Annotated in this window: 30 protein-coding genes and 1 tRNA gene; 6 read left to right on the top strand and 25 right to left on the bottom strand. The window is 65.9% G+C overall.

What is annotated here, in order from left to right; genetic code table 11:
• Position 1 precedes the first annotated feature (1 nt).
• The 6 genes from amt to AC5RT8_RS12175 form a co-directional block, all read right to left on the bottom strand.
• Complete coding sequence (gene amt / locus AC5RT8_RS12200) at positions 2-1,588, bottom strand: ammonium transporter (protein WP_494095988.1); 1,587 nt, start codon at positions 1,586-1,588, stop codon at positions 2-4.
• 292 nt (positions 1,589-1,880) lie between these two features.
• Positions 1,881-3,101 (bottom strand): formaldehyde dehydrogenase, glutathione-independent, encoded by a 1,221-nt coding sequence (gene fdhA, locus AC5RT8_RS12195; RefSeq protein WP_494095987.1) that lies wholly within the window; start codon positions 3,099-3,101, stop codon positions 1,881-1,883.
• A gap of 197 nt (positions 3,102-3,298) precedes the next feature.
• Positions 3,299-3,700, bottom strand: coding sequence for a thioredoxin (gene trxA, locus AC5RT8_RS12190; protein ID WP_494095986.1), 402 nt, complete (start codon positions 3,698-3,700; stop codon positions 3,299-3,301).
• A 65-nt stretch (positions 3,701-3,765) separates the two neighbouring features.
• On the bottom strand, positions 3,766-4,203 hold the full coding sequence (locus AC5RT8_RS12185) for a MarR family winged helix-turn-helix transcriptional regulator (RefSeq protein ID WP_494095985.1): 438 nt from the start codon (positions 4,201-4,203) through the stop codon (positions 3,766-3,768).
• Between the two features lie 91 nt (positions 4,204-4,294).
• Positions 4,295-4,376, bottom strand: a tRNA-Tyr gene (locus AC5RT8_RS12180).
• 140 nt (positions 4,377-4,516) lie between these two features.
• A complete protein-coding gene (locus AC5RT8_RS12175; protein ID WP_494095984.1) occupies positions 4,517-4,852 on the bottom strand; it encodes a hypothetical protein in 336 nt (111 codons plus the stop codon).
• Positions 4,853-4,985: 133 nt separating this feature from the next.
• Here AC5RT8_RS12175 and AC5RT8_RS12170 point away from each other — a divergent pair, with 133 nt between their 5' ends.
• Complete coding sequence (locus AC5RT8_RS12170; RefSeq protein WP_494095983.1) at positions 4,986-5,477, top strand: YajQ family cyclic di-GMP-binding protein; 492 nt, start codon at positions 4,986-4,988, stop codon at positions 5,475-5,477.
• A 93-nt stretch (positions 5,478-5,570) separates the two neighbouring features.
• On the opposite strand, the gene AC5RT8_RS12165 is transcribed toward AC5RT8_RS12170, so the two are convergent.
• The 3 genes from AC5RT8_RS12165 to AC5RT8_RS12155 form a co-directional block, all read right to left on the bottom strand.
• Complete coding sequence (locus tag AC5RT8_RS12165) at positions 5,571-6,248, bottom strand: histidine phosphatase family protein (RefSeq protein WP_494095982.1); 678 nt, start codon at positions 6,246-6,248, stop codon at positions 5,571-5,573.
• A gap of 54 nt (positions 6,249-6,302) precedes the next feature.
• On the bottom strand, positions 6,303-7,175 hold the full coding sequence (gene htpX, locus AC5RT8_RS12160; protein ID WP_494095981.1) for a zinc metalloprotease HtpX: 873 nt from the start codon (positions 7,173-7,175) through the stop codon (positions 6,303-6,305).
• A 104-nt stretch (positions 7,176-7,279) separates the two neighbouring features.
• Positions 7,280-8,551, bottom strand: coding sequence for an MFS transporter (locus AC5RT8_RS12155; RefSeq protein ID WP_494095980.1), 1,272 nt, complete (start codon positions 8,549-8,551; stop codon positions 7,280-7,282).
• 119 nt (positions 8,552-8,670) lie between these two features.
• Between AC5RT8_RS12155 and AC5RT8_RS12150 the strand changes: the two genes are divergently transcribed.
• Positions 8,671-9,414, top strand: coding sequence for an MBL fold metallo-hydrolase (locus AC5RT8_RS12150; RefSeq protein WP_494095979.1), 744 nt, complete (start codon positions 8,671-8,673; stop codon positions 9,412-9,414).
• 6 nt (positions 9,415-9,420) lie between these two features.
• On the opposite strand, the gene AC5RT8_RS12145 is transcribed toward AC5RT8_RS12150, so the two are convergent.
• Positions 9,421-10,197 (bottom strand): esterase/lipase family protein, encoded by a 777-nt coding sequence (locus AC5RT8_RS12145; RefSeq protein WP_494095978.1) that lies wholly within the window; start codon positions 10,195-10,197, stop codon positions 9,421-9,423.
• A complete protein-coding gene (locus AC5RT8_RS12140; RefSeq protein WP_494095977.1) occupies positions 10,197-10,985 on the bottom strand; it encodes an alpha/beta fold hydrolase in 789 nt (262 codons plus the stop codon). The genes AC5RT8_RS12145 and AC5RT8_RS12140 overlap by 1 nt, the downstream gene beginning before the upstream one ends.
• Positions 10,986-11,097: 112 nt before the next feature.
• Here AC5RT8_RS12140 and AC5RT8_RS12135 point away from each other — a divergent pair, with 112 nt between their 5' ends.
• Positions 11,098-11,565 (top strand): Fur family transcriptional regulator, encoded by a 468-nt coding sequence (locus tag AC5RT8_RS12135; RefSeq protein ID WP_494095976.1) that lies wholly within the window; start codon positions 11,098-11,100, stop codon positions 11,563-11,565.
• A 52-nt stretch (positions 11,566-11,617) separates the two neighbouring features.
• Positions 11,618-13,108, top strand: coding sequence for a catalase (locus AC5RT8_RS12130; protein ID WP_494095975.1), 1,491 nt, complete (start codon positions 11,618-11,620; stop codon positions 13,106-13,108).
• Between the two features lie 86 nt (positions 13,109-13,194).
• On the opposite strand, the gene AC5RT8_RS12125 is transcribed toward AC5RT8_RS12130, so the two are convergent.
• The 6 genes from AC5RT8_RS12125 to AC5RT8_RS12100 are packed head-to-tail and all read right to left on the bottom strand — an operon-like array spanning position 13,195 to position 18,686.
• The gene (locus tag AC5RT8_RS12125) at positions 13,195-14,043 is read right to left on the bottom strand and encodes a prenyltransferase (RefSeq protein WP_494096408.1); all 849 of its coding nucleotides are present in this window, start codon (positions 14,041-14,043) and stop codon (positions 13,195-13,197) included.
• Between the two features lie 35 nt (positions 14,044-14,078).
• Positions 14,079-14,486: a lycopene cyclase domain-containing protein gene (locus AC5RT8_RS12120; RefSeq protein ID WP_494095974.1), complete on the bottom strand. Its 408-nt coding sequence runs from the start codon at positions 14,484-14,486 to the stop codon at positions 14,079-14,081.
• Positions 14,483-14,878 (bottom strand): lycopene cyclase domain-containing protein, encoded by a 396-nt coding sequence (locus tag AC5RT8_RS12115; protein WP_494095973.1) that lies wholly within the window; start codon positions 14,876-14,878, stop codon positions 14,483-14,485. The genes AC5RT8_RS12120 and AC5RT8_RS12115 overlap by 4 nt, the downstream gene beginning before the upstream one ends.
• Positions 14,878-16,680: a phytoene desaturase family protein gene (crtI, locus tag AC5RT8_RS12110; protein ID WP_494096407.1), complete on the bottom strand. Its 1,803-nt coding sequence runs from the start codon at positions 16,678-16,680 to the stop codon at positions 14,878-14,880. Before crtI ends, AC5RT8_RS12115 begins: the two co-directional genes overlap by 1 nt.
• A gap of 2 nt (positions 16,681-16,682) precedes the next feature.
• The gene (locus AC5RT8_RS12105) at positions 16,683-17,615 is read right to left on the bottom strand and encodes a phytoene/squalene synthase family protein (RefSeq protein ID WP_494095972.1); all 933 of its coding nucleotides are present in this window, start codon (positions 17,613-17,615) and stop codon (positions 16,683-16,685) included.
• A 3-nt stretch (positions 17,616-17,618) separates the two neighbouring features.
• The gene (locus tag AC5RT8_RS12100) at positions 17,619-18,686 is read right to left on the bottom strand and encodes a polyprenyl synthetase family protein (protein ID WP_494095971.1); all 1,068 of its coding nucleotides are present in this window, start codon (positions 18,684-18,686) and stop codon (positions 17,619-17,621) included.
• Positions 18,687-18,721: 35 nt separating this feature from the next.
• On the opposite strand from AC5RT8_RS12100, the gene idi reads away from it, so the two are divergent.
• Positions 18,722-19,243, top strand: a complete 522-nt coding sequence (gene idi, locus AC5RT8_RS12095) for an isopentenyl-diphosphate Delta-isomerase (RefSeq protein WP_494095970.1) — start codon at positions 18,722-18,724, stop codon at positions 19,241-19,243.
• 66 nt (positions 19,244-19,309) lie between these two features.
• Here idi and AC5RT8_RS12090 read toward each other — a convergent pair whose 3' ends face one another.
• Positions 19,310-20,086: a glycosyltransferase family A protein gene (locus tag AC5RT8_RS12090; protein WP_494095969.1), complete on the bottom strand. Its 777-nt coding sequence runs from the start codon at positions 20,084-20,086 to the stop codon at positions 19,310-19,312.
• Positions 20,087-20,175: 89 nt separating this feature from the next.
• On the opposite strand from AC5RT8_RS12090, the gene AC5RT8_RS12085 reads away from it, so the two are divergent.
• Complete coding sequence (locus tag AC5RT8_RS12085; protein WP_494095968.1) at positions 20,176-20,799, top strand: DUF2238 domain-containing protein; 624 nt, start codon at positions 20,176-20,178, stop codon at positions 20,797-20,799.
• Between the two features lie 261 nt (positions 20,800-21,060).
• Here the strand turns inward: AC5RT8_RS12085 and AC5RT8_RS12080 are convergent, their stop codons facing one another.
• From AC5RT8_RS12080 to AC5RT8_RS12050, 7 genes are all read right to left on the bottom strand, one after another.
• Positions 21,061-22,251: a TerC family protein gene (locus AC5RT8_RS12080; RefSeq protein ID WP_494095967.1), complete on the bottom strand. Its 1,191-nt coding sequence runs from the start codon at positions 22,249-22,251 to the stop codon at positions 21,061-21,063.
• A gap of 277 nt (positions 22,252-22,528) precedes the next feature.
• Positions 22,529-22,828 carry a DUF4193 domain-containing protein gene (locus AC5RT8_RS12075; protein WP_494095966.1) on the bottom strand — a complete coding sequence of 100 codons (300 nt, stop codon included), beginning with the start codon at positions 22,826-22,828 and terminating at the stop codon, positions 22,529-22,531.
• Between the two features lie 274 nt (positions 22,829-23,102).
• Complete coding sequence (locus AC5RT8_RS12070; protein ID WP_494095965.1) at positions 23,103-23,723, bottom strand: TetR/AcrR family transcriptional regulator; 621 nt, start codon at positions 23,721-23,723, stop codon at positions 23,103-23,105.
• A 96-nt stretch (positions 23,724-23,819) separates the two neighbouring features.
• A complete protein-coding gene (locus AC5RT8_RS12065) occupies positions 23,820-24,176 on the bottom strand; it encodes a hypothetical protein (protein WP_494095964.1) in 357 nt (118 codons plus the stop codon).
• Positions 24,177-24,279: 103 nt separating this feature from the next.
• Positions 24,280-24,675, bottom strand: coding sequence for a DUF779 domain-containing protein (locus AC5RT8_RS12060; protein WP_494095963.1), 396 nt, complete (start codon positions 24,673-24,675; stop codon positions 24,280-24,282).
• Positions 24,676-24,773: 98 nt separating this feature from the next.
• Complete coding sequence (gene adh, locus AC5RT8_RS12055) at positions 24,774-26,297, bottom strand: aldehyde dehydrogenase (protein WP_494095962.1); 1,524 nt, start codon at positions 26,295-26,297, stop codon at positions 24,774-24,776.
• Between the two features lie 344 nt (positions 26,298-26,641).
• Positions 26,642-26,965, bottom strand: coding sequence for a hypothetical protein (locus AC5RT8_RS12050; RefSeq protein ID WP_494095961.1), 324 nt, complete (start codon positions 26,963-26,965; stop codon positions 26,642-26,644).
• Positions 26,966-27,000 lie beyond the last annotated feature (35 nt).

Here is a 27,000-nt window from a genome sequence, read left to right as displayed (position 1 = left end):
GTCAGTACGGGAGGATAGCGAGCCGGTAGATCGAATCCGGTTCCGCCCCGAAGCGCTTCAGGACCGCAACCACTGCTTCCTCGTGCTCTTCATCCACCGCGGCCTGCACCCGCAGCCGGTCCTCAAAGTCGATTTTCCGCTCTTCGCTGCGGAAAGCCTCGGTTCGGACGGTTCCGGTGTAGGCCGCGGCGTCGGACATCTCCAGCGACCGCGCGCCGGCCATCAGCAACGCGTCCCGCAGGCCGTCAACCCGATCCGTATTGACCACTGCGCTCACCAGCCGGCTGGAACGCCCTCGCCGGGTATCTTCGGCACCATCGCTGGCCGCCCGGCCCGCCGTTGTCGGGCGGGCGCCGATGCCGCTCAGGGAGTAGGCGGAGGCACCCTGTTGGACGCGGTCCTGGTCCTCCTGGTCCGGCCCGGCCTCTTTCAGCCCTACGGTGCGGGAAATGATGACGGCCGCAATCCAGCTCAGCACGAAGGAAAAGAGCACCACGGAGACTATGGCCACTGTCTGGTGCAACAGGAGCATTCCGCCGCCGCCGGAGAAGATGCCGTCGTCGCTGACGGGGTTTATCGAGTTGTCGGCGAAGAAACCGAGCAGGAACGAACCCAGCACCCCGCCCACAAAATGGACGGCGATCACGTCCAGTGCGTCGTCGTAGCGCAACAGCTGCTTGAGCCGGACAGCCACCGCACACAGGAGACCGGCGATCAGGCCGATCAGGACGGCTGCGCCGGTGCCCACGTAACCGGCGCAGGGGGTAATCGTCGCCAGTCCGGCCACGGCACCGGAGACTGCACCCACCAAGGTGCAGCGCCCGTTGCCTATCCGTTCCACAAGCAGCCAGGTAAGCATCGCGGCAGCCCCTGCCACGTGGGTATTGATCAGGGCCTGCGCGGCAATGCCGTTGGCCTGAAGCCCGTCCCCCGCGTTAAAGCCAAACCACCCGAACCAAAGGATGCCGCCGCCCACCAGCATCAGGGGAAGGTTGTTCGGTGAGGTCCGAAGGTTCGGCCAGCCGCGCCGCCGGCCCACCACCAGCAGCACTGCCACCGTTGCTGCACCTGCAGAGGCATGGACCACCATGCCGCCGGCCCAGTCCTGGGCACCAAGTTGGAACAGCCACCCTTTGGGATGCCAGAGCCAGCGAGCCACCTGCGGGTACACCAGAATCGAAAATGCGGCCAGGAACACCACCCATCCGCCGAACCGGAGCCGGCCCGCCGTCGCTCCCGTAAGCAGCGCAGGCGTAATGACGGCGAACATCATCTGGTAGGCCACGAAGGCGAGCGTCGGTATGGTCACACCGGCGGCCACCGAATGGAACTGGGGTGTGTCGACATCGAGCAGGGCAAGCGCGTCGAAGTCGCCGACCACCGAATTGCCCTTATTGCTGAACGCCAGCGTGTACCCCACCAGGACCCAGGTCAGGGAAATGATCCCCAGCGGAATGATGTTCTGCATCATCATGGTCAGGACATTGCGTACCGGCACCATCCCGCCGTAAAAGAGGGCCAGGCCCGGTGTCATGAACAACACGAGCCCCGCACAGACCAACACCCATGCCGTGTCCGCCCCGTTCACGCCGGGCCCCGCATGGATAAGGCCTTACAGGTACCGGCTCTCTCGGTGCTTATCGTCCCGCTGCTGCCGTACATGTGGTCCCCGCTTCCAACCCCGCAGAGGAGCCGTTGGCATTCGAGTGGCGGGGCCCGGAAATCCGGTGCCGGCGCCCCGGACACGTCGAGCTTACCGCCGGGCCGCACGGCACCAGAAGGGAACGGGCACAGAGTGGAGCCGGCGGGGCTGAATTGGTGTCAGTCCCGCCGGCTCACCTTTCCCCGTCCTGCCCGCTTACCCGGCGGGAGGACGCGGGTTAGTGGGAGCCCACCATCCCGTTCGGGTCTATGACGTATTTCTTCGCCACGCCTGCATCAAATTCCCGGTAGGCCTCCGGGGCCTGGTCCAGGCTGATCGGAGTGGCGCTCACCGCCTTGGCAATCTGCACCTTGTCATGCAGGATCGCCATCATCAGCTCCCGGTTGTACTTCATTACCGGACACTGCCCGGTGGTGAAGGACAGCGACTTGGCCCAACCCGCGCCCAGGTTGATACTCAGGGACCCCTTCTGGGCTGCCTCATCCACGCCGCCCGGGTCGCCGGTGACGTACAGCCCCGGAATGCCCAGCGCGCCGCCTGCTGCAGTAATGTCCATGAGCGAATTCAGGACGGTGGCCGGCGCTTCGCTGCTTGACCCGGAACCGTGTCCGCGGGCTTCGAACCCCACGGCATCGACGCCGCAGTCCACCTCCGGCACACCGAGGATCTGTTCAATCTGGTCCCGGGGATCTCCCAGTGACACGTCCACCGTCTCGCAGCCGAAACTCCGGGCCTGGGCGAGCCGTTCCTCGTTCAAATCGCCCACGATGACGGCGGCGGCGCCCAGCAGCTGGGCCGAGACCGCTGCGGCAAGACCGACCGGGCCCGCGCCGGCAATGTACACCGTGGATCCCACGCCCACTCCGGCGGTGACTGCGCCGTGGTAGCCCGTGGGGAAAATGTCCGAAAGCATCGTCAGGTCCAGGATCTTCTCCATGGCCTGGTCCTTGTCCGGGAACCGCAGCAGGTTCCAGTCCGCATACGGCACCAGCGCGTACTCGGCCTGGCCGCCTACCCAGCCACCCATATCCACGTAGCCGTAGGCGCTGCCGGGACGGTCGGGGTTCACGTTCAGGCAGATGCCCGTTTTGCGTTCCTTGCAGTTGCGGCAACGTCCGCAGGAAATATTGAACGGCACCGACACCAGGTCGCCCACCTTGATGAACTCGACGTCGGGTCCGGTTTCCACCACTTCACCGGTGATCTCATGGCCCAGGATCAGGTTGGGCGGCGCCGTTGTGCGGCCGCGGACCATGTGCTGGTCGGACCCGCAGATATTGGTGGTGACCACCTTCAGGATGGCGGCGTGCGGGAGCTTGCGTCCTACGTTGGCCGGGTTTACGCCCGGACCGTCCTGCAGTTCGAAGGTTGGGTAAGCGATGTCCTGGACTTCAACTACACCCGGTTCAAGATAGGCGATGCCACGGTTGGAACTCATTCCGGCCTCACAGTCGTTTCGTCATCGTTGACGTCCGCGCCGGGTATGTTCCGGTGCGCTGCGTCCTGTGTGACCGACATTACAGTCGGCGCGGCAGCGGGGCTACGGGTGCGGTACCGCCGATTGCCGCCGCACTGGGCGCCTTAACGCAGTTCGGGGAGGCATCCTCGAAAGGATGCCTCCCCGAAGAAGAACCTTTAGGCCTGCTTTGCCTGACCGTTGGAACCTGCGGCTGCTTCCCGCTCCTGCGCGGCAATCTGCTCGTGCACGGCCTTCATGTCGAGCCCCTTGACCGCTTCCACGAGTTCGCTGAACTGGCTGGCGTTGAGGGCGCCGGGCTGGGAAAACACCAGCACCTTTTCGCGGAAAGCCATGAGGGTGGGGATGGAGGTAATGCCTGCGGCAGCCGCCAGGCCCTGTTCGGCCTCGGTGTCCACCTTGGCGAAGGTGATGTCCTCGTGCTGCTGCGAAACGGCGTCGTACACGGGTGCGAACTGCTTACAGGGGCCGCACCAGTCCGCCCAGAAGTCCACGAAGACTATGTCGTTTTCCTCGATGGTCTCGGGGAACGTTGCTTCGGTGATGTTGATAGTAGCCATTGTCCAACGCTAACCGGGCCCGCCGGCATTGTCTCTAGCTGTTCGCTGACCGGTGAAGCCCGAACTCAGGCGCCGGGAAGTTTTGTGAGCCGGCGGATGACCGGCAGTGCCGCCGCGAGAGCCGTGCGCTCCTCGGGGCTCAACTGCTCCAGCAGAGCGGCCATCAACGCGGTCCTGCTGCCGTTGGCTTCGGCCAGCGCCGTCGTACCTTGAGACGTGAGGGTTACCCGGACGCCGCGGGAATCGTTGGGATCGGGGCTGCGCTTGAGCAGTCCTGCTCCTTCGAGGCGGATAATCTGCTCAGTCGCACTGGGAACCTTCACCCCGAGGTTCCGGGCTATCTCGCTCACGCGCATCCCCTCCCCAGCGGCCATCTTCATCAGGCTGACCTGGGTGGCGCTGAGATCCGTCTCTGCGTCCATGTTGCGGGCAATATAGAGTGCCAGCCGAAGGGACTCGCGAAATTCCTCGGCGAGGTCGTCCAGGGCGAAATCGCTGCTCATATTTAGGGAGCCTAATATCTAGTGGGTTGGGGTGCAAGGGTCAGGTGACAGAAAAACCCGCCCCCACCATAGGTGAGGACGGGTTAGTCGGTGGCAGATGAGGGATTCGAACCCCCGTAGGCGTTGCCAGCTGATTTACAGTCAGCCCCCTTTGGCCGCTCGGGTAATCTGCCGAACGTCTTCAAGTGAAGACTCTGTCCGCAGTAACTGCGGGCAAGACAACTTTACCGAAGATTCTCCAAAGTTACGAATCGGGCCGAAAACACCGCTCCGGCGGGCTCCTGAGCCCGCTTCCGCAGCCTCTTCGACGGACCTACAACCCCCGTCCGATGCGGTCTTCGAGCTGCGCGTAGAACCGGTCGGCCTGCGCCTGGGTCACGGAACCCCAGGCGACGGCGTTCCCCAGATCCGCACGGATTCCTGCCAGGCGTTCCTGGGTGTCGCGGTCCGCATTCGAGGCCGGGGCCGGGGCCGCAAACTGTACCGGTGATGAAACCGGGCTTGCCGCCCGGGCCGGCGCTGCGCCGATGGCACCCAGCCCGGTTGCGGTTGCTGCGGCGAGGAAGGAGCCGGCCGCGGCGGTGCGGATCCGGTGGGCGGCAGGACGGCGGTGACGATGGCGGGATGCTGGGTCGGGGTTCTTTTCCACGTCCTCAGGCTTTCCCATCCTGATGGGACGATGCCGGGCGTTTCCTGAGCGGAGGCTGGGAGCAGGGCGCCATCCGGGCGCGGACCTACTACGCTAAGTAGCAGGAAAGTCCCCAACCCAGAGGAGCCCGGCTATGGCCAGCGAGTCCACGTTCGACGTCGTGAGCAAGATCGATAAGCAGGAAGTTGCCAACGCGTTGAACCAGGCGCAGAAGGAAATTGCCCAGCGCTACGACTTCAAGGGCGTCGGCGCCGAAGTGGATTTCAGCGGCGAGAAGATCCTGATGAAGGCCAACTCCGAGGACCGCGTGAACGCCGTCCTGGACGTCCTGCAGTCCAAGCTGGTCAAGCGCGGCATCTCCCTGAAGTCCCTGGACGCCGGTGAGCCGTTCGCTTCCGGCAAGGAGTACCGGATCGAGGCCTCCATGAAGGAGGGCATCGCTCAGGACCAGGCGAAGAAGATCAACAAGCTGATCCGCGACGAGGGTCCCAAGGGCGTCAAGTCCCAGATCCAGGGCGACGAGCTGCGCGTCAGCTCCAAGTCCCGCGACGATCTCCAGGCCACCATGGCCCTGCTCAAGGGCGCAGACCTCGACGTGGACCTGCAGTTCATCAACTTCCGCTAAACCCCGGCACGGTACGACGACGGCGCCTCCCTCACCGGGGACGGCGCCGTCTGTGTTCTAGAGCGCTACGTCGTTCTAGAGCGCTGCGTCGTTCTAGAGCGCTACGTCGTCGGCTGCCGGGCCGTCGTCGCCGTAGTCCTGAAGCTCGTCGCCGCCCACGGGCTCCCCCATCCAGGTCAGCAGCTGCCACGGCCCCAGCCCTCCGCCGGGCAGCTCGTCAGCTTCCAGCACGGCAACACCGGTGTTGCTCAGGGAGTTGGCGACGATGAAGTCCGGTCCCACGTTTTCGGCGCGGGCGGTGGCCCAGGCGCGGATGATTGCTCCGTGGCTGACAACGGCCGGGGACGTCAGGCCTGCTGCGGCCAGCTCCTCGATCACGGCGTCAAAGCGTCCCAGTGTTTCGGCCCCGTCCGGTCCGCCGGGCATCCGCACGGCGGTGTCACCCGAAACCCAGCGGTACACGGTTTTCAAATAGGTGGTGATCGCGTCCCGGTCATTGCGCATTTCCAGGTCACCGGCGAAGACCTCCCGCAGCCCCTCGCGGATCTGGACCGGCAGGTCCAGGGCCGCTGCCAGCGGCGCGGCGGTTTGCTGGGTGCGGACCAGGTTGGAGGCGAAAATGCCGTCGATCGGCTCGTGCCCCAGGGCTTCGGGCAGCGACGCGGCCTGCTCCCTGCCCAGCTCCGTCAACCCCGGACCGGGAACGGCTGTGTCGAGGTGGTGCTCCACGTTCGAGGGCGTCTGCCCGTGGCGGATCAGTATCAGGCGCATGCTCGAAGCCTACTTCTTCGCTGGGAGGGTCGCCGGAACACGGGCGGGCACGGGCTAGGCCCCCAGAGTCCGCCCGGCCATGCGTTCCAGTCGCTGGATCCGGTCAGCCATGGGCGGGTGGGTTGCCAGGAGCCCGCGCACGCCGGCACGGAAGGGGTTGGCGATCATCAGGTGCGAGGTGTTGACCAGCTTCTGGTCACTGTTCGGCAGCGGTGCTCGCTGGGTTCCGCTTTCCAGCTTGCGCAGGGCAGAGGCGAGCGCCAGCGGATCGTTGGTGAGCTTCGCGCCGTCTTCGTCGGCGTCGTATTCACGGGTCCGGCCGATGGCCATCTGGATCAACGAGGCAGCCAGCGGGGCCAGGACGGCCATGGCGATGGCTGCCAGGGGGTTCGCGTTGCGCCGGTCGCCGCCGCCGAAGAAGAGCAGGAACTGGCCCAGCGAGGTGATGACGCCGGCAATGGCTGCCGCCACGGAGGAGGTGAGGATGTCGCGGTTGTAGACATGCATCAGTTCGTGGCCGAGCACGCCGCGCAGTTCGCGCTCATTGAGCAGGGCCAGAATGCCCTGGGTGCAGCACACTGCCGCATGCTGCGGGTTGCGTCCGGTGGCAAAGGCGTTGGGCGCCATGGTGGGAGAGACGTAGAGCCGGGGCATGGGCTGGCCGGCCGTCGCCGAAAGCTCCCGGACGATGCGGTACATTTCCGGAGCCTGCGCCTCGGTCACCGGCACGGCGCGCATTGCCCGGATGGCCAGCTTGTCGCTGTTCCAGTAACTGTAGGCAGTCGTGGCCAGGCCGATGACGAGGAAGACCCAGATAAAGGTCGGGCTTCCGGTCCCGCTGGCAAGCAGTCCCCCGATTCCCAGCAGCACGGCGAAAAGCACGCCGAACAGGGCTGCGGTCTTGAGTCCGTTGAAATGTCGGTGCACGGGTACAGAGTCCTTTCCTGCAGGCAGCTTGGAGCCTGCAGCGCCAATGAAGTTCACATACTTCAACGTTTAACCGCGCGCCGGGGTTCCGGATGCGCGGCTGCTCAGGGCTCGGGATGCTGCGCGTCGTACTGCGCAAACCGGGGCTGGGTTCGTGCCAGCACGGCCACCAGGGCCAGGCAGATCAGTCCCCCGAGCACCACGGTCCAGCCCTCACCGGCCACTGAGGCACCCAGGCCTGCCACCAGGTCGCCCACCCGCGGACCACCTGCCACCACCACCACGAAGACCCCCTGCAACCGGCCGCGCATCGCATCGGGGGTGGCGGACTGCAGGATAGTGGAGCGGAAGACGCCGCTGATGGAATCGGCGATTCCGGCGCAGGCCATCGCAGCCGCCGCGGGAAGAAGCCAATGGGAGGGGACCGCGCCGTCGTTGTGCCCGGCCAGGACCACCACCGCACCGAACGCCGTCACCGACAGCGCCCACGCCGCCACGGACCACAGCACCGCGAGCCCCTGCCGGCGGACCGACCCGAGCGGTCCGGAAAACAGGCCGGCCAGGAAGGCGCCCACGGCGGTGGCGGCCAGCAACACCCCCACCGTGGTGGCACCGCCGCCGAGCATCAGCGCCCCGATGGCCGGGAGCAGGGCACGGGGATGGGCAAACACCATGGCGCACAGGTCCACCACGAAGGTCATGCGGATGTTGGGCCGCGTCCCCAGGAACCGGAACCCTTCCAGCACGGAGCCCAGTCCGGCTTTCTGCACCAGGCCCACGGGCGGCATTGGCGGTAGCCGGTACAGTGCCCACATCGCAGCGGTGAAGGTGACGACGTCGATCGTATAGGTCCAGCCGTACCCCACCCGGGCCACGAGGACCCCGGCCAGCAGCGGACCGGCGGTCATCGCGAGGCCAAAGGTGATCATGTTCAGCGCGTTGGCCGCGGGCAGCAGCTCCGGACGCACCAGGCGGGGAATGATGGCACTGCGGGCCGGCTGGTTGAGTCCGCCGGCACCGGCGTTGACGGCCACCAGGAAGTACAGCAGCCAGACGTTACCCACACCGGCCCAGGCCTGGGCCGCGATGCCGATGGTGCTCAGCCACAGCAGGACCGAGGAGAACAACGCCACCTTGCGCCGGTCATACGCATCCACCACCGACCCGCCGTACAGCCCGGCCAAGACCAGCGGCACCAGGCCCACGAGCCCGAGCAGACCGACGTAAAGGCTCGAGGCGGTCAGCTCATAGACCTCCAGACTGACCGCCACGAGGGTGAGCTGGGTGCCGACGGCGGAAAGCGCCGTTCCGGTCCAGAGACGTCGGAATTCGGGGCTTTCCCGGACGGGGGCGAGGTCGGCAAGCAGTCTGGGCACCAGAGCAGTCTAGGGTGACGGCGGAGCCGATCCGGCGCAACACACGCGCGGGGCAATAGAAAGCATGCTTAGGATGGGACCGAACCGTTTCGCACGCATCTGCCTAAGGAGTAGCCGCCGTGTTTACCCGCAACGTTGCCGATGGAATCCACCGCATTGAGCATGCCCACGTGAATGTGTACCTGGTCGAGGACGACGACGGCGTGGCGGTGATCGACGCCGGCCTGCCGGGGATGTGGCCGCACCTGACCGGCGCGCTGGACGAGCTGGGCTACGGTGCGGGCGATGTCAGGGCGCTGGTGCTGACGCACGCGCATTTCGACCACGTAGGCACTGCGGCCCGGCTGCGGCAGGAGTACCGCACCCCGATCCTGGTGCACGACGCGGACCGGTACATTGCCGCCCACCCCTACCGCTACCGGCATGAGACCAACCGGTTCCTGTATCCGGTCCGCTACCCCAAGGCAGTCCCCGTCCTGGGCGCCATGACCCTCGCCGGGGCGCTGAACGTACGCGGCGTGACCGACGTGCACAGCCTGACCGCGGATTCCGGCGACGCCCTGCCGGGCAGGCCCCGGATCCTCTACACGCCCGGGCATACCGCCGGGCACGTAGCCCTGCACTATCCGGACCGGGGAACCCTGATCAGCGGCGATTCCCTCGTGACCCTCGATCCCTACACCGGTGCCAAGGGGCCGCAGATCGTCTCCGGCGCGGCGACCGCCGACAGTGCGCAGGCGCTTGCCTCGCTCGCACTGCTGGCGGAAACCAATGCGCCGTTGCTGCTGACCGGACACGGGGAACCGTGGCGGGACGGCTCGGCCGCGGCGGTGGAGCAGGCGCTGGCCCGCGGCGCTTCCTGAGTCCACCTACCCGCCGGCCTCGTCCAGGTTCTGCTCCAGGACGTCCAGCAGCCGGGAATCGCCGATGGGACGGAAATGCCCCATGGTCTCCAGCTGGATGTTCCGCGCTCCGGCCAGATGGCTGCCGGCGGGGATATGCGGATCGAAGCTGCTGTACACCGAGGTGATCCGCGCATTCACCGCCTCGTTGCGCAGCAGCTGCTGCAGGAACGGGTCACGCGGCGAGAAGGCGCGGATGCTGGCCAGGGGGAACAGGCGGGCATACACGGAGCCGGAAAACGGTGTGTTGACGGCGATCATCCGTTCCACCCGCCTTCCGCCCTCCCGCAGGGTCATCAGCTGCTTGCCGATGAGGCCGCCCTTGCTGTGCGCCACCACCAGTACCCCGTGCAGGTCCTGTTCCACCAGATAGCGTTCCACGAGCACCGCCGCGTCCCCGATAACCCCGCGGTTGTAGCCCAGCGGGGCCACGGTGTGCACCGGATGCCCGCGTTCGAACAGGTAGTCGGCCAGCGGTCGCAGGAACTGCCAGTTTTCGAAGACTCCGGGAATCAGCACTACCGGAGCCCGTTGCACCCCCTCCGGATGCAGATACGCCGAGGGGTCCCGCCGGAAAATGAAGCCCTGCACCTGCCAATAGGCCACGTAGGCGTAATCCGATGCCCAGCCCCGGGCCTGGCGCACCCACCGGAAGATCCGCCCGCCGCGGCGCGGACGGATGCCCGGGGCTTCGGTGACACCGCCGCCGTCCAACGGCGCGCCCGCAGCCTGCCCCTCCCCCATCACCGGGCCGGAACCGCCGTGCGTATCAGCTCGGCCGTCTCCTTCGGGCGGGTGTACATCATCACGTGCGGCTGGCCGGGAATCTCCGCAGCCACGGCACCGGGCCGGGCGGCAGCCAGCCGGGCCAGCCAGTCAGCACGCACCACCGGATCCTTGCCGCCGCGCACCAGCAGGACCGGGGGCTTCACCTCGCCAATGCGCTCCTCGATCCGGTGGCGGATCATCACGGGCAGGGTGGAAAGGTACCAGCGGGGCCCGGCACGCAGATAGTCGGTCAGCAGAATGTAGTTGACCGCCGGCGGTTCACCCAGGCAGTCCTGCAGCAGCCGCAAAGCCTGCAGCGGAGCCGACCGCTCGGCGTCGTTGATCGTCGGCCCCAGCAGGACCAGCGAAGAGGCAGCCTCCGGAGCGGCGAGCGCCATTTCCACCACCACCTGGCAGCCCATGGAGTGCCCCACCCACTGCGCCCCGTGGATTCCGGCAGCGTCAAGTGCCTGCACGGCGACGCGTCCGAAGTCTTCCATCTGCTGCTGCCGGCGCGGTTTCGGTGCGGTACCGAATCCGGGCAGTTCCAGCGCGTGCACGGTAGAAGTACGCGCCAGCTCCCAAATCAGCGGGCCGAAGTACCGTTCCGAGGCTCCGATTCCATGTACCAGGACCACCTCGCTGTCGGCCCGGGGCTCCTCCACCGCTCCGGCGTCGTCAAAGCGACGGTAGGTACGGATGTCGACCTCCACCCCGCCTGCCGCCACCCGCTGGTATCCGGTTCGAACTTCTGCTGCCGGCACTATGCCTCCGCTTGATGTACCAGTAATGCGATCCACGCCCCAGAGTACCGGTGCCGGCACAGGTTAGTCGATCCTTATTATGAATAACTCAGAATAAGGATAGGATGGGGGCATGACCGGGAACGCAGCAGCAGAAGCAGCAGCAGCAGAGGAGACCACCGCAGGGTGGTCTGCCGAGCTGCGCGCGCACGGCCGCCGCGTCACCAAACAGCGCCTCGCGGTGCTTCGTGCCGTAGACGCTGCGCCGCATTCGACTGCGGACGACGTCGCCGCTGCCGTCCGGGGGGACCTTCCGGACATTTCCCTGCAGTCGGTCTACGTGGTCCTCGCGGACCTGGCCGACACCGGACTGCTGCGGAAAATCGAAACCCCCGAGTCGCCGGCCCGGTATGAGACCCGCGTGAATGACAACCACCACCACGCGATCTGCACCGGCTGCGGCCGGATCGAAGACGTGGACTGCGCGGTCGGACACGCCCCCTGCCTGACCCCGGGCAACACGCACGGCATGACGATCCAGATTGCCGACGTGCTCTACCGCGGGCTTTGCACCGACTGCGCCGCCGCAGCCGTTTCATAGCCCGCGCGAAAAGCTTCCTCCTCCTTTTGTCAGCACCAGAGAAAGAACAAGTATGTCCAACTTCACCACCACGCAGACCGGTACCCCGGTTCCCAGCGACGCACACTCGCTGAGCACCGGCGCCGACGGCGCCATTGCCCTGCACGACCGCTACCTGGTCGAAAAGCTGGCGCAGTTCAACCGGGAGCGGATTCCGGAGCGCATCGTGCACGCCAAGGGCGGCGGCGCATTCGGTGAGTTCGTTGTCACCGAAGATGTCTCCAAGTACACCCGTGCCGCTGTGTTCCAGCCCGGCACCGTCACCGAAACCGTCCAGCGGTTCTCCTCCGTGGCCGGCGAAATGGGCTCCCCCGACACCTGGCGCGACGTACGCGGCTTCGCGCTGCGTTTCTACACCACCGAGGGCAACTACGACATCGTCGGCAACAACACCCCGGTGTTCTTCATCCGCGACGGCATCAAGTTCCCGGACTTCATCCACTCGCAGAAGCGCCTTCCGGGCTCCGGCCTGCGCGATGCGGACATGCAGTGGGACTTCTGGACCAACTCCCCCGAGTCGGCCCACCAGGTCACCTACCTCATGGGCGACCGCGGCCTCCCGACGTCGTGGCGCGAAATGCCCGGCTTCGGCTCCCACACCTACCAGTGGATCAACGCCGCCGGCGAGCGCTTCTGGGTGAAGTACCACTTCACCTCCAACCAGGGCAACCGCGAAATCACCGGTGCCGAGGCGGAAAAGATTGCCGGCGCAGACGCCGACTACTACCGCCGCGACCTGTACGAGGCCATTGCCGAAGGCAACTTCCCGTCCTGGGACCTGCACGTGCAGGTCATGCCGTACGAAGATGCCAAGACGTACCGGTTCAACCCGTTTGACCTGACCAAGGTCTGGCCGCACGCGGACTACCCCCTGATCAAGGTGGGTACCCACACCCTGAACCGCAACCCGGAGAACTTCTTCGCGCAGATCGAGCAGGTTGCCCTCTCCCCCGCGAACCTGGTTCCCGGCATCGACGCCAGCCCGGACAAGATGCTGATGGCCCGCATCTTCTCCTACCCGGACGCCCAGCGGTACCGCATCGGCGCGAACTACAACCAGCTGCCGGTCAACGCACCCAAGGCTCCGGTGAACAACTACTCGCAGGACGGCGCCATGCGCTTCTCCTACAACTCCCCGGAGACCCCGGTCTACGCACCGAACACGCTCGGCGGCCCGGTGGCCGACGCAGCGCTGGCCGGCGCAGGAAGCTGGGAGAACGACGGCGCCCTGGTGCGTTCCGCGCAGACCCTGCACTCCGAGGACAGCGACTTCGGCCAGGCCGGCACGCTGTACCGCGAGGTGTTCGACGACGCCGCCAAGCAGCGTTTCCTGGAGACCATCACCGGTGCCATCTCCGGTGTGCAGCGTCCGCACATCCGCGAAGCTGCGATCCAGTACTGGACCAACGTTGACGCGACGCTGGGCGAGAAGCTGCGCCTCTCCCTGGCCCAGGGCGAGACCACGGCCAACGAAAAGGCCGAGTTCGTGGGCGTTGCTGAGTAATCTCAGTTCCCGCTAGACACAGCAGCGGCCGGTCCCCTCGGGGGCCGGCCGCTTTTGTGTGTTCTGCTTTCTACCTGCTCTGCGTCCTACCGGCTAGGCCAGTACGCGATGATCAGCAGCGTCACCAGGAACCCGGTGAGGAAGTTCAGCTTCAGGAACCGTTTCCAGCCGGCGTTGGCCGCTGCTGAACCGGCGTCGGTGATTTTCAGGAACGGAACCAGGTTGAGGATGTACGGCAGGGCCAGAAGGCAGCCCAGGACCGCAGGCCACGGGGTGAACAGCATCAGCAGGCCGGCCGCCAGGTAGGCGGCTGCGGCAAGCACCACGACAGGGCGTGCGCCCAGTACCGTGGCAATGGACCCGATGCCGCCTTCCCGGTCCGGAACCACGTCCTGGACCGCGCCGAAGGCCTGGCTGGCCATCCCCCAGAGGAAGAACGCGCCGAGCACGGCCCACAACCCCGGGGTGAACACCGCACCGGCCAGGACCAGTCCATACACTGCCGGGCTGACAAAGTGCGTGCTGGAGGTCATCGAATCCAGGAAGGGTCGCTCCTTGAATCTCAGCCCCGGAGCACTGTAGGCAATAACTGCGAAGACGCTGACGGCCAGCACCAGCCAAGACAACGGGCTTCCCAGCAGGACCAGCGCGACCAGGAACGGCACATTCGTGAGGATTGCCGCCCACAGGGTGGTCCGGTGGAAGCTGCGGTCCAGGACGGCGCCCTCCACTCCCCCCTTGCGCGGATTGTGCAGGTCCGACTCGTAGTCAAAGACGTCATTGATGCCGTACATGGCCAGGTTGTAGGGCACCAGGAAGTACAGGGTGCCGATCACCCAGGCCAGGTCGATCCGGCCGGTGGTGAGCAGGTACGCCGCGGCGAAGGGATACGCGGTGTTGACCCATGAAAGGGGCCTCGAGGACACCAGCAGCATCCGCAGGGTTCCCGTCGTTCCGGTGGCGGCGGGGGTCACGGCTGCTCCCTGGTGGTTGGCTTTCGGGTGGTTGGCTTTCGGGTGGACGGTTCTTCGGTGGCTGGGTCTCCGGCGGACGGCTCTCCGGCGGATGCCCCCGGATCGGGGGCACGACCTGGCAGCAGTATCCAGAGCGCGGGCAGCAGGAGGACGGCGGCCAGCGGGTAGGCGAAATCTTCCAGCGGTGCCGCCCCGGCGAAGGCGCCGGAAATACGGTCCTCGTTGTACCAGAAGAGACCGACGCGGATCATGAGGTTGTCGAAGACGGCTGTCAGCGCCAGCAGCACCACGGCGGTGACAGCTGCCGCCGAGGCGAAGTGCCGCGGGCGGCGGCGCAGCAGGACCACTGCGCAGATCAGGATCGCCGGGACCAGGAAGAAAGCGTTCAGTGTCCAGTACGTCATGGCCGTGTCCTCGCTGCCGGCCCCGGCTTCTCCCGCGACGGGTCCGCGGCGGAGCCTGCCGGTCCGCCCCTTCGTTCGGCGGCCCGTGCTGCAGCCAGGCGCACCAGGCCGAAGACCACCATGGTCAGGTAGCAAAGGAAGGCAAGGAAGAAGATTTCTTCCACGGGCAGGTGCGGTGCCAGAGTGAGCCCGAGCATGAACGGTGTTTCACCCCGGTAAAAGATATCGGCGCCGATGCCGGCCAGGTCCCAGCCGGTGAAGAAGAGCACTCCGACGGTGAGCACAATGGCGGCCCGCCGGGCGTCGGCGAAGAAAAACAGCCGGAACCGGTGGTCCAGGAGCACCATGCAGCTCAGGGACAGCAGCAGGAAAAGCAGGTACAGGACGCCCATTACGTTCCCGTCCCTGCGGGCGGCTCGCCTACGGCCGGTGGCACTGCGGCTGGCTCGACTGGGGGCACTGCCGCCCGCGGCACCGTGGCTGGTTCGCCTGGGGGCACTGCGGCCGACTGCACTGCCGTCGGCCGCACTGCCGAGGAAGCGAGGCCGGCCGGCCACTGCGCCGAGGTTCCCTCCGCCGACGTTCCCTCCGCAGACCACGGAGGAGGTTCCGGCAGCGCCTCGGTGCCGGTTTCTCCGCGCAGCCGTTTAAGGACCAGCTCCGCGCTGATCAGGCACATGGGCAGGCCGATGCCCGGAAGGGTGGATCCGCCCGCATAAAGCAGTCCGTCCACTTTCCGGCTGGCGTTCGTTCCGCGGAAAAAGGCGCTCTGTTTGAGGATGTGCGCCGGTCCCAGCAGGGTTCCCCGCCAGGAGTTGAGGTCGGTGACAAAGTCCTGCGGCCCCACCGTCCGGCGGATGATGATGCGCTCGGCCAGATCCGGAATGCCGGCCCAGGCAGAGATCTGGGCAATCACGGCATCAGCCATTTTTTCGATCCGCGGGTCGCCGGCACCGTCAATTCCGCCGGCACCGAGCGAGGGGTCCGATGGTACCGGCACCAGGACGAACAGGTTTTCGTGTCCTTCCGGCGCAGTGTCAGGATCGGTGGCACTCGGACGGCAGACGTACAGGGATGCCGGATCCGGGACCGAGGTCTCCGCGCCGAAGATCTGCTCGAAGTTGGCTTCCCAATCCCGGGTGAACAGCAGGGTGTGGTGCTCCAGCTGCGGCAGCTGACCCTGCACACCCAGATGCAGCAGCAGTCCGCCGGGACCGGGGACACGGTGCTCCCAGTAGGACTCCGGATAGGTCTGCAGCGCCGGAGGCAGGAGGGCGGTTTCAGTGTGGTGCAGGTCCGCGGCAGAAACCACCAGGTCTGCGTCCAGCGAGACCACGGCTCCCTCGGCGTCGCGGTATTCCACTCCCACGGCCCGCGGCCTGCGGCGAAGCAGCTTCCGGCCCCTTCCCTGACCGGACGGCTCGGAGGTGCGGATCCGCGTGACTTCGGCACCGGTGATGACCCTGCTTCCTTCGGCCCGGGCCAGATCGGAAATCACCGAAACTATCCGGGAGAAGCCCCCCATCGGATACAGCACGCCGTCGGCCAGGTCCAGGCGGCTCATCAGGTGGTACATGCTGGGCGTGGTGAACGGCGAAGACCCCAGGAAGACAGCCGGATATCCCAGGATCTGCTGGATCCGCGGGTCGGTGAAGCGCTTGGCCACGAAGGTGCTCAGCGGTTCCAGCAGCAGCCGGGCAAGCCGGGGGCCGCTGCGCAGGACATCCGGGCGCAGCAGGGGCAGGAACGAGGCAAACGTCGTATAGAGGAAACGCTTCTTGGCCATCGCGTACACCTCTTCGGAGGATTCCAGGTACTCCTCCAGCCGGGCGCCGGCCCCGGGTTCCAGGGATTCGAACAGCGCTACGTTGCCTTCCCGTGTAGCGGCCACATCCACAGGTTCGGCGGTGCCCTCGAAGAGCACCCGGTAGCCCGGGTCCAGGCGGACCAGCTCCAGCTGCTGTTCGGCCGAGGTTCCCAGCAACCGGAAGAAGTGGTCGAAGACCTCCGGCATCAGATACCAGGACGGCCCGGTGTCAAAGCGGAAGCCCCCGGTTTCCCAGCTGCCGGCCCTGCCTCCGGTCTCCGGCTGCTTCTCCAGGACCGTGACCTCCAGGCCTTCCCTGGACAGCAGTGCCGCGGTGGCCAGCCCGGTGATGCCGCCTCCGATCACGACGGCGGTGCGCGGACGCATGCTCATGCTTGCCTTTCCTGTCCCGGGGTTTCCGGGCTGTGGTTGTCACCGCGCGAACGGGGCGCGGCCACCCGACGGGTCAGGAGCGCGCGGGCCGCGATGCGCGCCTTGACCGGGTTCGGCACGCGCACCCGGGTGGTGCGCAGCTGCTCGGCCGGGGTGCTGCGCAGCCGGCGGGCCAGTTCGCCGAACAGGTCCTGGGCCAGGGCTACGGCGGCCCGGCAGTTCGCGGGCAGCTGCGCGACGGAGGCGCCCGACACCAGCAGGTCGGCGTCGATATCGTCCAGGATCCGGTGCTTGTCCGCCTCGGAAAAGGCTTCCACGGTAACGCCGGGAAAATAGCTGCGTCCGAGTGTCTCGAAGTCCTGGGCCAGGTCGCGCAGGAAGTTGACCTTCTGGAATGCCGCCCCCAGCCGCTGGGCTCCTTCCCGTAACTGCTTGGTCCGGTCTTCGGACAGCGGCACTCCGTAGAGGAAGCACTGCAGGCACATCAGCCCCACCACTTCGGCGGAACCGTAAACGTACTCGTTGAAGCTGGCCTCGGTGTGCTCCGCCTGGTCCAGGTCCGCGCGCATCGAAGCGAAGAACGGCCTGGTGAGGTCGGACCCGATTCCGGTTTCCCTCGCCGTCAGGGCAAAGGCGTGAACCACCAGGTTGACGCTGTAGCCGGTGCGCAGCGCCCGTTCCGTCTCTGCTTCCAGGTCATCCAGCAGCCCGCCCACTTCCGTCCGGGGAACCAGGGCATCCGCGGCCACGCCGTCGACAACTTCATCCGCCAGCCGGACCAGCGCGTAGATGGTCTCGATCTGCATGCGGGTCCGGGAAGCCAGCAGCCGGGACGCCAGGCCGAACGACGTCGAATAGGACCGGATCAGCACGGCCGAGGTCTGCCGCGCCACGGTGTTGTAGAGGGCCAGGCCCTGTTCCGCCGCCACGTCCTAGCGTCCCCGGTTCACGGCGTCGTCGATCACCGCGGTTAAGGCCACGCGCAGGCCCGGGGTGACCGCGGGACAGTCCAGATGCTGCCGGGCCCGCTCGGCGTATTCGTGCACGAGCTCGCGCGCGTGGTCCCTGGCACCGGAGGAAACCAGCAGTTCCCTGGCCCGGGCGGCATCCCGGGCGGTCAGCTCGGGGTTGCCGATCAGGGCGGAGAGTTCCTCCCATTCCGGTTTGTCCGCCACATAGGAGACCAGGACCGTACGCTTTCCCTCCCGAAGGTCGGAAAAACTGGACTTGCCCGTGGCGCTCTCCTTGCCGAAGACCCCCAGCAGGTCATCCACCACCTGATAGGCGATCCCGATGTCCCGCCCGTAGAGGCCCAGGGTGGTCACGACCTCTTCCGACGCACCGGCGAGCACGGCCCCGGCCTGCAGCGGCGCTTCGAAGGAGTAGACGGCGGTCTTCAGCCGTTCCATGTGCAGGATTTCGGTGATGGGAGGTGCGCCGGGGTGGAAGGACAGGTCCACATCGATCAACTCTCCGCCGGCGGACATGAAGACGGCATCGTCCAGGATCCCGGCCAGCCGAGACCTGACCGATGCGTCCACCTCCGTGCCGTCGAGCAGTCGGAAGGCTCCCGTCAGCGCCAAGTCTCCGGCGATGACGCCGGCGGAGAGCCCGCGGTGCCGGGCCGCGCCGGCTTCAACACCTGCGGCCGCCGCCAGTCCCCGGTACACCCCGGAGACGTTGTCCTGCCCGCGGCGGGTAAAGTCCAGGTCGATCACATCGTCGTGCACGATCAGAGCGGTATGCAGCAATTCGAAGGCGGCGCCTACCCGGGCGGCTGCTGCCGTGTCGGTGCCGCCGAGGTTGAGGTAGGCCGTCAGCAGGGTGCGGGGGCGCACCCGCTTGCCGCCGGCAGTCGAACCTTCCAGCGCCTGCCACAGCGACAGGTAGCCGGGTCCCAGCTTGGCTGCGCGGGACTTGGCCCGCTCGTAGAACCGGTTCAGGACAGCCTCGACCAGGTCTTGGCCGGTAGACAGGTCGAGCGGCGGGTGCGTCTGCATAGGTAAAGTAAACACGTATGGGACTAGGGGAAGAAATGACAGGCAGTCCGGAACTGGTGGTTCTGGTTGACTATGAGGGCCGGCCCCTGGGCACCCGCGACAAAGCCGGGGTGCACACCACCGACACTCCGCTGCATCTGGCGTTCTCCACGCACGTCTTCAACACCAGCGGCCAGCTGCTGGTCACCCGCCGGGCATTGTCCAAGCTGACCTGGCCGGGAGTATGGACCAATTCCTTCTGCGGCCACCCGGGTCCCGGGGAAGCCATAGAGGACGCCGTGGCCCGGCGTGCCCGCCGCGAACTCGGCCTGGAGGTGCGGGACCTGACGCTGCGGCTTCCGGATTTCCGGTACCGGGCCGTGGATGCCTCGGGGATTGTCGAGCACGAAATCTGCCCCGTGTACACGGCGGTGACCGACGCCGATCCGGTGCCGGCCGACGACGAGGTCATGGACTGGGAGTGGGCGGATCCCGCGCAGCTTGTTCCTGCCGTTCGATCCACGCCCTGGGCTTTCAGTCCCTGGCTGGTGCTGCAGCTGCCGTTGCTCTACCCCTAGGGCGTTGTTCCGGCCCCGGAACACGGCGCAGCCCGGCCCGGTGCGCAGCGAAGGAACGGCAGGGCGTTAGTTCACCGGTGCTGCGGCTTTGCTTCCGGCCACCCTCCGGGTCCAGCGGACCCAGGGGTATTCCTGCGGCCAATGAGCGGCCAGGGTATGGAACGCCCGGCGGAAACGCAGGGCCACGTTTGCCCGGCTTTGCACCGCCCTCGGCGCCATCCCCACGGCCAGGTCCGGATCCCTGCGGCAACGCCGCCCCTGGCCGAGGTGGAAGCTGAGGCAGACATCGTCATGTATCTGCGCGTCGTCCCGGTGCACCTCACCGCTGGCTTCCCGCCAGGTACCGGCACGCAGGGCCAGGTTGGAGCCGAAAAACGGCCAGTGGGCCAGGGCTGAACCCATAGCCAGGTAATAGGATCCCAGATACAACCGGGAAAGCAGCAGCGCGGGGATGCGGGGCATGCCGTAGAAGACACCGGGTCCGCTGAGGACGTCCAGCTCCGGATCGGCCGCGAAGGATTCAGCTATCCGCGCAATCCAATCCGGCGGCAAAACGCAGTCGGCGTCACATCGAGCAATAACCGCACCGGCTTCGAGGCCCTCCGCGGCGGCGTCATAGCCGGCGCAGGCGGCGGCAGGGATCCCGGCTTTTGGTTCGAAAACCACGCGGGCGCCGAACCTCCGGGCCACCTCGGCGCTGGCGTCACTGCTGTCATTGTCCACCACCACCACTTCCCGCGGCTGCAGGGTTTGCCGGGCCAGTGACTGCAGGCAGGCCTCCAGGAGCGCCGCATCGTTGCGGCACGGAATGACCACGGACACTGCCGGAAGCTGGGAAGGCATGGGCCCGAGTCTAGCGCGGAGCGGCATTCGTGCCGGCCGCTTTTCGGGGCCCGCTGCCTCCGCCGGCGGCTCCGGGCTACCGTATGAGGATGATCGATGCACTGCTCCGCCCGCCGGGGTCCTGGAAGGAATACCTTGCCGACGCGGTACGGGCGCTGGGGATGCTCAGCGTCCTCGCGGCATTGCTGCTGCTGGGACCGGTGGAAACGGCCTTGTTCCTGCTGGTGCTCCTGGGCCTCTTGGTCTCCCGGGCGCTGGATGTCTTTCCCGGCTTCGACGCAGTTTACGGTCTGGTCCTGCTGGCTGCGGCGTGGAGCAGCGTGGCTGACCTGTACGCCCGCATCTCCTGGTGGGACCTCGCCGTGCATTTCTCCGCCACCGGTGCCCTGGCCGCGGTGACCTATTTCCTGCTGGTGCAGTTCGGAGCGGTCCCGGCCGTACGCCGCCCCCATCGTCACTCCCGGTCACTCCCCGTGGTGGTTCCGCTGCTGGTGCTGGCATTGGGGCTGGGACTGAGCGTGCTCTGGGAAATCGGTGAATGGTGGGGCCACACGTACGTTGATGCAAGCATCAACGTCGGTTATGCAGACACGATGGGTGATCTTGCCGCCGGCGGGCTGGGGGCGCTGGCAGCCGGACTGTGCCTTGGTTTCGCGGTCCGTCGTTCCGGGGCGCGGCTTCCCGCCGCGGTGCCCCACCGTACCGACCGCTAGCCCCTCAGGCACCGCGCCCTGCCGTCCCGGCGCAAGCCCTGCCGTCCCGGCGCAAGCCCTCCTGTCCCGGCGCGAGCCCTGCGAGGTGTTCCACCGAGAGGGCATCGTGCCGTGAGCGCCCGGGGCTTGCTGTCCCGAACCTTGCACCGCGAGCCGTACGCCAGCGGACACGTCAGGGCTTAAACGACTAGGGCATCCCGGGCAGCGTATTCGCTGCCCGGGATGCCCTATGTCGCCGACGGCTCTGGCCGGCCGGTGTCGCTAACGCGAGAGGTACCGCTCGTGCTCGCTGTGTGCGCGGGCTACGGTCTCGCGGATTTCCTCGATGTCCTTGACCTTGTCGCGGTACTTGATGTCCATCTTCAGGATCTCCTGCTCTTCATCACACAGGTCCTTGTAGACCCGTTCCCGCTCGGCGGGATCGGCGGTGTAGTGCAGGTCGAGGTAGGCGTCGGCGTGCCGGCGTGCGTTGTTGACGGCAGTCATGGCCTTGCCCGCAGGGCTGACCAGGGACGCGATGACGGTCACTACCAGGACGCCGACAATGACGGAGAGCGAGAGTCCAGTGGTGATCTCGACGACCGAAACGTGCTCGCCGCCGTTGATGAAGGGCAGGGTGTTCTCATGCAGGGCGTGTAGGACCAGCTTGACGCCGATGAAGGCGAGGATGGTTGCCAGGCCGTAGCTGAGGTAGATCAGGCGATCCAGCAGTCCGTCGATGAGGAAGTAAAGCTGGCGCAGGCCCATCAGGGAGAACGCCGTGGCGGTGAAGACAATGAAGACGTTCTGGGTCAGGCCGAAGATCGCCGGGATGGAGTCGAGCGCGAAGAGGATGTCGGTACCGCCGATGGCCACCATGACCAGCAGCATGGGAGTGAGGACGCGCTTGCCGTTCTCCATGGTGAACAGCTTGTCGCCGTCGTACTGGTCAGAAGTGTGGAAGATCTTCTTCGCGAGCCGGATGATGAAGTTGTTGGCTTCATCGTCGCCCTCGGTGCTTTCGGGCTTGAGCAGGTTGCCCGCCGTGATCAGCAGGATCAGGCCGAAGATGTAGAAGACCCAGGAGAAGGAGTTGATCAGCGCGGCGCCCAGAAGGATGAAGGCGGTACGGGCGATCAGCGAGAACACGATGCCGAAGAGCAGGACCTTCTGCTGGTCCTCACGCGGCACCCGGAAGCTCGCCATGATGATCAGGAAGACAAACAGGTTGTCCACTGAAAGCGCTTTTTCGGTGATGTAGCCGGCGAAGTACTCGGTGCCCATCTGGGCACCGCCGAAGAGCCAGACAACAATGCCGAACACGATGGCCAGGCCCACGTAGATCGCGGACCAGATGGCCGCTTCCTTCAGCGTCGGGATGTGCGCTTTGCGGATGTGGAAGAAGTAATCAAAGGCCAGAAGGGCCAGAATGACCGCAATGGTCACTCCCCAGATCAAGGGGGAAACAGTCATGGGACGTCTGCTTTCGTAGGGTATGCCGAAGGAGCATAGGTCTCTCCCGCCACCCTGGACAGGCTGGCCGCTGAATCCGGCGGAGCGTCGGTGCTCCACGTGTTGACGGATATCGGCGTTTCGGGATACTCCCCTACGAAGTTTTCAGTCTAACAGGACCGGAGCCGCTTCGGGGCACGCCCTGCCGTCGCGGCTTCTGCCGCCCGGTGATGTCCTTCCCCTTAAACAGGCAGCCGCCGCACCTTGGCGGGGCGGCGGCCGGAGAATGAGGTGGAAATCAGCCTTCACAGTCCTTGCAGTAGGCCAGGCCGTTCTTTTCGACGGCTAGCTGCGAACGGTGACGGACGAGGAAGCAGGAATTGCAGGTGAACTCGTCTTCCTGCGGCGGCACCACGCGGACGAGCAGTTCCTCACCGGACAGGTCCGCACCGGGCAGTTCAAATCCTTCAGCTGCCTCGGCCTCGTCCACGTCAACTACGGCAGACTGCTTGTCGCTGCGCCGTGCCTGAAGCTCCTCGATCGAAGCCGGGACGGCTTCTTCCTCGGTCTTGCGCGGCGCGTCATAATCTGTAGCCATATTTTCGGCTCACACTCCAAATCCGTAGTTGTGTTCTTTCGGGGCACTCGATACTAGCCGAGGTAACGGTCGCATAGGGTGTGCTATTCCCATTCCGGAGACCAGGTCCCGGAATCTCCACGGACGTCGCCATCGCCCGGCACAGCGCGGAAAACCGCGAGGGATTGCGCTGTATTCCTTCCAACGCGATTCCTTCCAAACGCTCTCCCAAGCACCCCGATGCCTGTCCAACGTGCATGCCGGTGCCCAGGTTCCGCTTTTCGGGCCGGACTTGCTAGCGGTTGAAACCGTTGTGAAGGAATCCGATGGCTTCGGCGAACAGCTCCTCCAGCAGGCTCAGCGATTCCGGAGTGATGGTTCCCGAGGCACGCTGCTCCCACTGTGCAAACGCACTGCGCCCGCAGGCCAGGACAGAGCCAACCAGACAGGATATGTAGAAGGGGTCCGCGGCATCGCCCAGCCGCTGCCGGATGGACGCGACAATGCGCTGTTCGGCCCGGTTCCATGCCTCCAGCTGAAATCGCATCATTTCCGGGTTGTGCTGCGCGACGGCATACAACTCGGCGGTCACCGCCAACCGTTCCGGTTCGGCCTGAGCGGTCAGCGCCTGGAGCATGGACTCCACGATGTTCTCGTCCTTCGGCCGGGACTCAAAATGGCCCAGCACCGTCTGCAGGAAGTCTTCCATCGCCACCGTTAGGGACGCCTCGGAGCTCGAGAAGTAGTTAAAGAACGTCCGCCGGGAAACTCCGGCCCGTTCTGCGATGTCATCTACTGTGAAGTTGCCGGGACCGTTGCTCCGGACCAGGCTGAGCGCTGCGTCAGCTATGGCTGCGCGCGTCGCCGATTTATTTCGTTCACGCCGCGAGTGCGCGGCTATATCTCCTGCTGCCACGCCAATACACTAAGTGCAACTTTGCACGGCGGGCAAGAGGAACGAAAACGCGCCGGACGCCGGGCCTGCGCCCGCCCGTCCGGCGCTTTTATCCGCTTAGGCCTCAGGCTGGGGTTCCGCCGGAGACATCTTCTGCTCGCCGCCGGAGGTGTAGGAGCCGTTGGTTCCCGTGCTCCCGGCTGCGGAGGAGCCCGTGGTGGAGCTGGAGCCGGAGCCGGACTCGGTGCTGCCGGTGCTTCCGGAACCGGTGACCTTGGAGGCTGCATCCTTGGCAACGCCCGTTACCTTGTCCTGCAGGCCAGGCGCCTTTTCCTTTGCCCAGTCGGTGCCGTGGGATACGGTCTCCTGGACCTTCGGATCGTTCCAAAGCTGCATCAGCTTTTCACGGCCACCCTTGGAGCCAACCAGGTAACCAATACCCGCGCCCGCCAGAAATACAAACTTCTTTACCATGGTCTTCCTCTTCTCCTGCCCTCGAAGGGCTTTGATAAGTTCCGTCCACAAGCACACTACCGTTCACAACGGCAGGTTCAACAGTCAGCTTACTATTTGAATCCTACGCAAGCAGACGGGACCGAATGAGGAAACGTTTGCCTTCGGGTGCTTCCACGGAAAACCCGCTCCCCCGTCCGGAAACAACATCCACGGTCAAGTGCGTGTGCTTCCAGTACTCAAACTGCTCCCGCGACATCCAGAACTCAAGGTCCTCACCCTCCAGATCGAAAATTCCGAGGAGCACGTCGGCTTCTCCCGTGAGGAACTCCCCTTGGGGGTAGCACATGGGCGAGGACCCGTCGCAGCAGCCGCCTGACTGGTGGAACATCAGCGGGCCGTGGATCGGGCGCAGCCGCAGCAGCAGTTCCCGGGCATCCGGCGTGAGTGCAACCCGGGAAAAACTTTCCCCCGGCAACGCAGGTGCCGCGTCCAGCGGGGAAGCGAATGAGGAATCCATCAGTATCCAATCACTACGCGGCCGTTGGCTCGGCCTTTTCGGGGTTCTGTCATGGCGTTTGTTCCGTTGCAGACTGAGGAGATGCGGGCGGGCCGCGGTTAGAAGAACCCCTGCTTGTTTTCCGCGTAGCTGACCAAAAGGTTCTTGGTCTGCTGGTAATGGTCCAGCATCATCGCGTGGTTCTCGCGGCCGATGCCGGAGGACTTGTAGCCGCCGAAAGCGGAATGGGCGGGGTAGGCGTGGTAATTGTTGACCCATACCCGGCCGGCCTGGATGTCGCGTCCGGCCCGGTAGGCGGTGTTGCCGTCCCGGGACCAGACTCCGGCGCCCAGGCCGTACAGGGTGTCATTGGCGATGGCCAGCGCCTCGCCGTAGTCGGAGAACCGCGTCACGGAAACCACCGGCCCGAAGATCTCCTCCTGGAAGATGCGCATGTTGTTGGTGCCCTCGAAGACGGTGGGCTGGACGTAGAAGCCGCCGGCAAGGTCGCCGTCGAGGTGTGCGCGCTCCCCTCCCGTGAGGACCTTGGCGCCCTCCTGCTTTCCTATGTCCAGGTAGGAGAGGATTTTCTCCAGCTGGTCGTTGGAGGCCTGGGCGCCGACCATGGTGTTGGTGTCCAGAGGGTTGCCCTGCACCATCTGCGCGGTGCGGGCCAGGGCGTCCGCCATAAAGGAGTCGTACATCGAGTCCTGGATGAGCGCCCGGGACGGGCAGGTGCACACCTCGCCCTGGTTCAGGGCGAACATGTTGAATCCTTCGAGTGCCTTGTCGTAGAACGCGTCGTTCTCCCGTGCGACGTCGGCGAAGAAGATGTTCGGGCTCTTGCCGCCCAGCTCGAGGGTGACCGGAATGAGGTTCTGGCTGGCGTACTGCATGATCAGCCGGCCCGTGGTGGTCTCACCGGTGAAGGCGATCTTCCGGATCCGGTTCGAGGAGGCCAGCGGTTTGCCTGCCTCCACACCGAAGCCGTTCACCACGTTCAGTACGCCTGCGGGCAGCAGGTCCGCAATGAGCTCCATCAGGACGAGGATGGACGTGGGCGTCTGTTCGGCGGGCTTGAGCACGATGGCGTTGCCGGCAGCGAGCGCAGGAGCGAGCTTCCAGACCGCCATCAGAATGGGGAAGTTCCAGGGAATGATCTGTCCCACGACGCCCAGCGGCTCGTGGAAGTGGTACGAGGTGGTGTTGTCGTCGATCTGAGAGATGCCGCCCTCCTGGGCGCGGATGGCGCCGGCGAAATAGCGGAAGTGGTCGATGGCCAGCGGCAGGTCGGCGGCCAGGACTTCCCGGATCGGCTTGCCGTTGTCCCAGGTTTCAGCGACGGCGAGCAGCTCCAGGTTGGCTTCGATCCGGTCCGCAATGCGGGTCAGGATCAGGGCCCGTTCGGCGACCGGGGTCTTGCCCCAGGCCCCTGCTGCCTTGTGCGCCGCATCCAGGGCGAGGTCGATGTCAGCCGACGTTCCGCGGGCCACTTCGCAGAACGGCTTCCCGTTGACCGGTGAAACATTTTCGAAGTACTGGCCTTTGACCGGGGCCACCCATTCCCCGCCGATCCAGTTCTCGTAGCGCGGTTTGAAGGTGACTTTGGCGCCTTCGGTGCCTGGCTGGGCATAAACACTCATCGTTGAGCTCCCTCTTCCGTGCGGTTCTCCGTTGGACGGACGCCGCGTGCTGGTCGCAGGGGCATCCTGGGCCGCCTGCGGATGTTTTGAGGGTAGGCAACACAACGTTGCATGTACGTTGCATCCCCGCGCGCCTAGTATTGCGACCCAGGGTGCTGCAACCCAGGGTGCACAACGCAGAGCGCAGATCCGGTTCGGGGAAAGGAAGCCGATGAGTGCTGCCGACGACACGGGTAACGGCGCGGAACTACCCAACCGCTATGGAGGGTGCTGAGCATCGCCGGGTTGGCGCTGTCCATCCGTCCGGACAGCACGGCCTGGCTTACCTCTCCCTTCCTGTTCGTTTACGGACTGGGCGTGGGCCTGGCCACCGCACAGCTGACCTCGGTGATCCTTGCCGAGGTTCCGGTGGAACGCAGCGGCCAGGGATCGGCCACCCAGAGCACCGCGCGCCAGACCGGATCAGCACTGGGTATCGCCGTCCTGGGCACCGCGTTCTTCACGACGCTGCGGGACGGGACCCTGGACGGGGCCGCCGACGGCCTTGCGGCCGCCCCGGAGCTGCGGTCGGCGGTGGAATCCGTGGACGTCACGTCCGGGGGAAGCATCAGCGCGCTGGCCGAGAACCCGGCAACGGCCTTCATCGCCGATGCAGCACGGGAAGCCATGACCAACGGAGCAGCACTCGCCGGCTGGATTGCCG

The organism is Arthrobacter sp. Ms25, from assembly GCF_059090365.1.
The sequence above is the reverse complement of the archived record's forward strand: the minus strand, read 5'-3'. Positions and strand labels throughout refer to the sequence as shown.